Annotated in this window: 8 protein-coding genes; all 8 read left to right on the top strand. The window is 45.6% G+C overall.

The genetic code is table 11. The features are described 5' to 3' along the window. Positions 1–787 (top strand): DnaB-like helicase N-terminal domain-containing protein (locus VB081_RS13790; RefSeq protein ID WP_323401355.1); only part of this gene is annotated, 787 nt, incomplete at its 5' end. A 25-nt stretch (positions 788–812) separates the two neighbouring features. Continuing rightward, entirely contained in the window at positions 813–1,940 is a 1,128-nt protein-coding gene (gene rpoD / locus VB081_RS13785) for an RNA polymerase sigma factor RpoD (RefSeq protein ID WP_331676057.1), read from the top strand. A 737-nt stretch (positions 1,941–2,677) separates the two neighbouring features. After that, positions 2,678–2,926 (top strand): hypothetical protein, encoded by a 249-nt coding sequence (locus tag VB081_RS13780; protein WP_323401354.1) that lies wholly within the window; start codon positions 2,678–2,680, stop codon positions 2,924–2,926. Positions 2,927–2,964: 38 nt separating this feature from the next. Next, a complete protein-coding gene (locus VB081_RS15100; RefSeq protein WP_323401353.1) occupies positions 2,965–3,177 on the top strand; it encodes a flagellar basal body rod C-terminal domain-containing protein in 213 nt (70 codons plus the stop codon). Positions 3,178–3,193: 16 nt separating this feature from the next. Continuing rightward, positions 3,194–3,628, top strand: coding sequence for a MerR family transcriptional regulator (locus tag VB081_RS13770; RefSeq protein ID WP_323401352.1), 435 nt, complete (start codon positions 3,194–3,196; stop codon positions 3,626–3,628). A gap of 12 nt (positions 3,629–3,640) precedes the next feature. Then, positions 3,641–3,928: a flagellar biosynthesis anti-sigma factor FlgM gene (locus VB081_RS13765; protein WP_323401351.1), complete on the top strand. Its 288-nt coding sequence runs from the start codon at positions 3,641–3,643 to the stop codon at positions 3,926–3,928. 10 nt (positions 3,929–3,938) lie between these two features. After that, on the top strand, positions 3,939–4,436 hold the full coding sequence (locus tag VB081_RS13760; RefSeq protein WP_323401350.1) for a flagellar protein FlgN: 498 nt from the start codon (positions 3,939–3,941) through the stop codon (positions 4,434–4,436). 10 nt (positions 4,437–4,446) lie between these two features. After that, the coding region (locus VB081_RS13755; RefSeq protein WP_323401349.1) for a flagellar basal body protein at positions 4,447–4,681 on the top strand (235 nt) is incomplete at its 3' end.

Here is a 4,681-nt window from a genome sequence, read left to right as displayed (position 1 = left end):
TGTGGTCAGCATTCCGGGAGGACAAGACCCGGATGAGTTTTTGAAGCAATACGGTAAGGACGGATATGTGAAGCTGATGAAAGCATCTTTGCCGCTTATGGATTATAAATTTAAGATTACGGCTGAGCAATACGATTTAAGTGATAGTTATCAGAAAGAAAAGTTTGCAAAGGAATGTGTCGGCCTCTTAAAAGGTGTTGCGAGCGCGATGGTGCGTGAAAAGTATATGAAAAAGCTTTCCGAGCTTACGGGCTTTTCCGTCAATGCGATCGCGCAGGACGCTGGAACGGGGCAGAGGGAAGAAATCTCGTGGAAGCCACCTGTAAAGGAGGTGGAGACACAAAGCGCAGACCTGAAAACGGAGAATTGCCTGATCCGCCTGCTTGCGACCAATCCACAGATGGTTCTTAAGCTGGAGGGGAAGCTGGACGAGCAGGATTTTAAGCACCCGGCGAACAAAAAAATATTTTCATACACTTTACAGTGTGCAAAAAAAGGGTTTTCGCCCACCAATGCCGAATTATTATCCGTACTGCAAAGTGAAACTGATTTGCAGCACGCGACGGAGCTTTTCAGTATGGCGGACGAAGTGCTGGGAGAGCTGAAAAATTTTGATGATTTTTTCGAGGACTGTGTGCGCCGTATCCAGCTTGACAGGCTGGAGGCAGACTTAAAGATCATAAACGTGAAATATGAAAGTGAAAGCGATCCGGAAGAGAAAAAGGCGATGATCGGGCGTATCAGCTCGCTGACAAAAGAGATACATAGGCTTAAGACAAGTTTTTAAATATTATATAGTAGGTGAAATTGATTTGGCAGAAAAAAAAGGAAAAGAAATTGCTGCTTCCAAGGAAGTAACGGAAGCGCAGGCAAAACTGGCGGAAGAGCGTATCGCTAAAATCGTGGAGATGGGCAAAGCCAAGGGCGTGATAAAGTATCAGGATATCATGGGGTCTTTGGAGGATGTTCAGCTGCGTCCCGATCAGATCGAGAAATTATACGAGACACTTGAGGAACACAACATCGACGTGATTGACGAGGATGTTGAAAAGGAATCTGAAAAACCGGAAGAGGAAGCCAGCGATTTTGAGATATCCATGCCGGAGAATATCAATATTGACGATCCGGTCAGGATGTACTTAAAAGAGATCGGTAAAGTGCCGCTGCTGTCGGCGACAGAAGAAGTTGAGCTTGCGAAGCGCATGGGCGAAGGCGATCAGGAAGCAAAGCGCAAGCTGGCGGAAGCGAACCTGCGTCTTGTGGTGAGTATCGCAAAGCGTTACGTGGGCCGTGGTATGCTGTTCCTTGATTTGATACAGGAGGGGAACCTTGGCTTGATTAAGGCGGTCGAGAAATTCGACTATGAAAAAGGATATAAATTCAGTACGTATGCAACATGGTGGATCAGGCAGGCGATCACACGCGCGATCGCAGACCAGGCGCGTACGATCAGGATTCCTGTGCACATGGTGGAAACGATCAACAAGCTGATCCGCGTGTCCCGTCAGCTGCTGCAGCAGTACGGACGCGATCCGTTGCCCGAGGAGCTGGCAAAGGAAATGGACATTCCTGAAGAAAAGGTGCGCGAGATACTGAAGATCGCTCAGGAGCCGGTTTCTTTGGAAACGCCGATCGGCGAAGAAGAAGACAGCCATCTGGGTGATTTTATTCCGGATGACGACGCCCCCGCGCCGGCAGAGGCAGCTGCGTTCACGCTTCTGAAAGAACAGCTGATCGACGTGCTCGACACTTTGACACCAAGGGAAGAAAAAGTCCTTAAGCTGCGTTTTGGACTGGAAGACGGACGTGCGAGAACGTTAGAGGAAGTCGGTAAGGAATTCCAGGTGACGCGCGAACGAATCAGGCAAATCGAGGCAAAGGCGCTTCGTAAGCTGCGTCATCCAAGCAGAAGTAAAAAGCTGAGGGATTTTCTGGAGTAGATATCCCTACTCCCTCGAAACTCTTCCTCAAATCACACGAGAGTTTCCCGGCAGGGCAGACTGAAATTTTCCTCTTTTGGAAAACAGTAAGACAATACAAGAGTGTCATGATTGCCAAAACAGCAGTCAAGGCACTCTTTTTTGTTTTCCGGCATCCGGTTCCGGCAAATAGAAAAGGGCACAGCAAAACTATGGTGATAAACAAGAACCGCACAGCAATCCCATGGCAAGAAGTCGTTGTACTGCAAGTTATAACACTGAAAGGATAGAGGAAAAGGCGAAAGAAAGTAAAGCAACAAAGCAATCCCATGGTGCTTAAACAGTAATTATACTGCGAATCGTGATGCAAAAAGAAGCGATGTGTATAGCAATCCTGTGGAGGAAAGGAGCGTGAACCGATGCAAGATGTCTTGTCGTTGAGGATGTATGATGTGATGTAGTTTTTCTTCGCAAGTGCGTTTTAAATTTTCCTCCTGGGTTTTGGGATGGAGGAAAGACTTGTGTGGTTTGGGGAAAAAGTTATGTGATTTGAGGAAGGATTTCGGAGTGTTGGAGATAGTAAAAGTTTACAAGATTTTAAAATAGCAGTGACTGGAAGCGGTGACTGCTATTTTTTATTTTAAAGAATAATACATGGTTACCACTGTATACGTTAAAGTTTTGGGCGTTTTTTACGATATATATTATGTAAATATATAATTATTGGAGTAACCTAACATGAAATTGAGGCAGAAAAAATGAAAGAATCCCCCGGAGAGTTTGTTCCAAAACAAGATATGATAAACGAGATACTAAAGGACTTGGAGCTGTCAAAGGATACTATAGAGTGTATTGATAAAGAGGATCTGGTAGCGCATTTGTCCACAGATTTGGTGCAAACTGACGACCAATTGGTAGATAACCTCCTGAAAGAAACTGAGGCGCTCGAAGAGAAAGGGACGGCGGCTTGTCACAGGGCGGCGGCTCTGCGGAATATGCAAGATTAGGTAGGTTTACTTTCCCGAATCAAAACGGCTTGATTACGGTGTCGAACAATCGATATGCGGCATCGGCAGCGTCGGGGCAACCTGCGGCGGCGGATACGGGTATCATACAAAAAGCATTGGAAGGATCTAACGTAGATCTAGCCAGTGAGTTTTCCAGTTTAATTCGCGCAAGTCGTGCAATGCAGCTTGCTTCCAGGGCGCTTACAACAGCGGATGAAATGGATGGGACGGCAATATCGACCAGACGATAGGGGATGAGGTGCAAGTATGGCTTTAAACTATAAAACGTGCGGCTATTGCGGACGAATATTCCAGTCCTCAGGAGCAAGCGCGTGTCCCGAATGTCTTCGTAAAATGGAAGACCAATTCAAAACCATCAAGGAATATTTGTATCAGCACCCACGGGCTTCCGTTGAAGAAGTCTCGAAGGAAACGGAAATCGATGAAAAGTTGATTTTGCATTTTTTGAGGGAAGGCCGCTTGGAAATGGTGGCTGCCGATGGTTTTTTGGTATGCGAGAAGTGTGGCGCGCCAATTACAAGCGGACGTTTATGTAAAAAATGTTCAGATACACTCGCTCATGCATTGGGAAGCGTGCTTCCCAAGCAAAATCATGTAGATGAAGACCAAACAAACAACCGTAAGTCTATGGGCAGCGGAAAAATGGACAAGTTGCATGTAAATATAAATAGTAGAAAATAAAGGAAGTGAGCAATGATGAAAATCGACGCTACAACATCGATATATGCAGTACAACGTTATCAGATGATTGCAAATAAGACAAACGTGCAAAATACTGAAACGCAGGGAAAAGACGACATTGATATTTCAGGGGAAGCGGTTTCTTTTGCAAAGGTATTTACTACGGCGAAGACTGAATTTGAAAAAACTGAAAACACGGGGGAGAGTTCGCGCGTGAAAGCTGTTAGGGATATGATGGATGCGGGTACGTTCGCCGTCGAACCCGAGAGGATCGCCGACTCCATTCTCATGTTTATTTGAAGGTGATGGAATGATAGGGATGATCATTGACATTCTACACCAACTGTCTAATATGCATCGTGAAATTTATAAAGTCTCACTCGAAAAGAAAGAGGCAATCGTACAAAACGATGTACAGCGTGTCGGTGAGATTGTGAAGACGGAATGGGAGATACTGGGCCAAATTTCCGACATGGAGGAGAAAAGGCTTTCCGTTGTACGCCAGATTATGAACACAGGTTCAAAAGAAGACGTTCATGGGCCGACGTTAGACGATATTTGTAAAATGACGTCGCCGAAAGAAGCTGGCGAGCTGGAAAGCGCAGCAGAGGAATTGAGATTGCTGGTGGATGAGCAAAAGAAAATAAACGCTGAAAACCAGGCGCTGATTGGACTGCACCTGGACTATATGAATTATATGACCAACGTTTTTTTGAAGGAACCTCAGACGAGTAATATATACGGTAATTCCGGTGAAGTGGAAGATGAAGGTTTGGACAATCGCGGAATTATAGACAGCAGCGTGTGAAGGAGTAAGTATGAGATCGACATTTTATGGGCTGGAAATTGCCAAAACAGGATTATTTGTAAGTCAAAATCAACTGGATATCACAGGACACAATATCTCCAATGTTGATACGAAAGGCTATACGCGCCAGAGGTTGAATACGACGGCGCTTCCTCCGGCAGGGGGGCAAGGTTTTATTGGCGTCGACATCAAGGGGACATCAGGTCGTGGCGTAGATACGCTTTATGTGGAGCAGGTGCGTAATT

The sequence above is a fragment of the Christensenella sp. genome (assembly GCF_034927525.1).
In the GTDB taxonomy this organism is placed as follows: Bacteria; Bacillota; Clostridia; order Christensenellales; family Christensenellaceae; genus Christensenella.
Note: the sequence above shows the minus strand (reverse complement) of the source record. Positions and strands in the feature narration are given on the sequence as shown.

Coding starts and splice junctions, on each gene's coding strand:
- VB081_RS13780 (WP_323401354.1), top strand. CDS start 2,678: ATGAAAGAATCCCCCGGAGAGTTTGTTCCAAAACAAGATATGATAAAC.
- VB081_RS13770 (WP_323401352.1), top strand. CDS start 3,194: ATGGCTTTAAACTATAAAACGTGCGGCTATTGCGGACGAATATTCCAG.
- VB081_RS13765 (WP_323401351.1), top strand. CDS start 3,641: ATGATGAAAATCGACGCTACAACATCGATATATGCAGTACAACGTTAT.
- VB081_RS13760 (WP_323401350.1), top strand. CDS start 3,939: ATGATAGGGATGATCATTGACATTCTACACCAACTGTCTAATATGCAT.